Origin of the sequence: Rhizobium sp. BK181 (assembly GCF_014193305.1) — a bacterium.
In the GTDB taxonomy this organism is placed as follows: domain Bacteria; phylum Pseudomonadota; class Alphaproteobacteria; order Rhizobiales; family Rhizobiaceae; genus Rhizobium.
In genome coordinates this window covers 1-2,500 of sequence record NZ_JACHZA010000038.1, presented here as the reverse complement: position 1 = coordinate 2,500, position 2,500 = coordinate 1, and the positions used below count along the sequence as shown (strand labels likewise).

General features: G+C 53.5%; 2 rRNA genes (1 of these 2 cut by a window edge). Both read left to right on the top strand.

The features are described from left to right. A 23S ribosomal RNA gene (locus tag FHT77_RS31040) occupies positions 1–2,271 on the top strand; it begins 530 nt to the left of the window's first position. Between the two features lie 110 nt (positions 2,272–2,381). Then, positions 2,382–2,496 (top strand): 5S ribosomal RNA (gene rrf, locus FHT77_RS31035). The last annotated feature ends 4 nt before the right edge of the window (positions 2,497–2,500 follow it).

Here is a 2,500-nt window from a genome sequence, read left to right as displayed (position 1 = left end):
ACAAGGGGAGTGAAATAGAACCTGAAACCGGATGCCTACAAACAGTCGGAGCCCGCAAGGGTGACGGCGTACCTTTTGTATAATGGGTCAACGACTTAGTGTAACTAGCAAGCTTAAGCCGGTAGGTGTAGGCGAAGCGAAAGCGAGTCTGAATAGGGCGATTTAGTTAGTTGCATTAGACCCGAAACCGAGTGATCTAGCCATGAGCAGGTTGAAGGTTGGGTAACACCAACTGGAGGACCGAACCCGCATCTGTTGCAATAGATTGGGATGACTTGTGGCTAGGGGTGAAAGGCCAATCAAACTCGGAAATAGCTGGTTCTCCGCGAAATCTATTTAGGTAGAGCGTCGACCGAATACCCCCGGGGGTAGAGCACTGGATGGGCTATGGGGACTCACCGTCTTACTGATCCTAACCAAACTCCGAATACCGGGGAGTACTAGTCGGCAGACACACGGCGGGTGCTAACGTCCGTCGTGAAAAGGGCAACAACCCTAACCTCCAGCTAAGGTCCCCAAGTCATGGCTAAGTGGGAAAGGATGTGAGGATCCCAAAACAACCAGGATGTTGGCTTAGAAGCAGCCATCATTTAAAGAAAGCGTAACAGCTCACTGGTCTAAATAAGGGTCTTTGCGCCGAAAATGTAACGGGGCTGAAGCCATGCACCGAAGCTGAGGATGTGTAGCAATACACGTGGTAGCGGAGCGTTCCGTAAGCCTGTGAAGGGATACCCGTGAGGGGTCCTGGAGGTATCGGAAGTGCGAATGTTGACATGAGTAACGATAAAGAGGGTGAGAGACCCTCTCGCCGAAAGACCAAGGGTTCCTGCTTAAAGTTAATCTGAGCAGGGTTAGCCGGCCCCTAAGACGAGGCGGACACGCGTAGTCGATGGGAACCACGTTAATATTCGTGGGCCTGGTGGTAGTGACGGATTGCTCAACTTGTAAGGTCTTATTGGATTGATCTTGCAGGGACGCGGTTCCAGGAAATAGCTCCACCGTATAGACCGTACCCGAAACCGACACAGGTGGTCAGGTAGAGTATACCAAGGCGCTTGAGAGAACTATGTTGAAGGAACTCGGCAAATTGCACGCGTAACTTCGGAAGAAGCGTGACCCCTTCGCACGCAAGTGTGGTGGGGTGGCACAGACCAGGGGGTAGCGACTGTTTATCAAAAACACAGGGCTCTGCGAAGTCGCAAGACGACGTATAGGGTCTGACGCCTGCCCGGTGCTGGAAGGTTAAGAGGAGAGGTGCAAGCTTTGAATCGAAGCCCCAGTAAACGGCGGCCGTAACTATAACGGTCCTAAGGTAGCGAAATTCCTTGTCGGGTAAGTTCCGACCTGCACGAATGGCGTAACGACTTCCCCGCTGTCTCCAACATAGACTCAGTGAAATTGAATTCCCCGTGAAGATGCGGGGTTCCTGCGGTCAGACGGAAAGACCCCGTGCACCTTTACTATAGCTTTACACTGGCATTCGTGTCGGCATGTGTAGGATAGGTGGTAGGCTTTGAAGCGGGGACGCCAGTTTCCGTGGAGCCATCCTTGAAATACCACCCTTATCGTCATGGATGTCTAACCGCGGTCCGTTATCCGGATCCGGGACAGTGTATGGTGGGTAGTTTGACTGGGGCGGTCGCCTCCGAAAGAGTAACGGAGGCGCGCGATGGTGGGCTCAGACCGGTCGGAAATCGGTCGTCGAGTGCAATGGCATAAGCCCGCCTGACTGCGAGACTGACAAGTCGAGCAGAGACGAAAGTCGGTCATAGTGATCCGGTGGTCCCGCGTGGAAGGGCCATCGCTCAACGGATAAAAGGTACGCCGGGGATAACAGGCTGATGACCCCCAAGAGTCCATATCGACGGGGTTGTTTGGCACCTCGATGTCGACTCATCGCATCCTGGGGCTGGAGCAGGTCCCAAGGGTATGGCTGTTCGCCATTTAAAGCGGTACGTGAGTTGGGTTCAGAACGTCGTGAGACAGTTCGGTCCCTATCTGCCGTGGGTGTAGGAATATTGACAGGATCTGTCCCTAGTACGAGAGGACCGGGATGGACATATCTCTGGTGGACCTGTTGTCGTGCCAACGGCATAGCAGGGTAGCTACATATGGAATGGATAACCGCTGAAGGCATCTAAGCGGGAAACCAACCTGAAAACGAGTATTCCCTATCAGAGCCGTGGAAGACGACCACGTTGATAGGCCGGGTGTGGAAGCGCAGCAATGTGTGAAGCTTACCGGTACTAATAGCTCGATTGGCTTGATCGTTCTCATTGATCAATGCTCATGACTGTCATCAGACAGAAATGACGCCTAGACGTGTTTAAAAGAAAACAGGCGAATGCCTGCCAGCTTCTCAATTTGTTGCGCTTCGCTGACCTGGTGGTTATGGCGGGGCGGCTGCACCCGTTCCCATTCCGAACACGGCCGTGAAACGCCCCAGCGCCTATGGTACTTCGTCTTAAGACGCGGGAGAGTCGGTCGCTGCCAGGTCTGC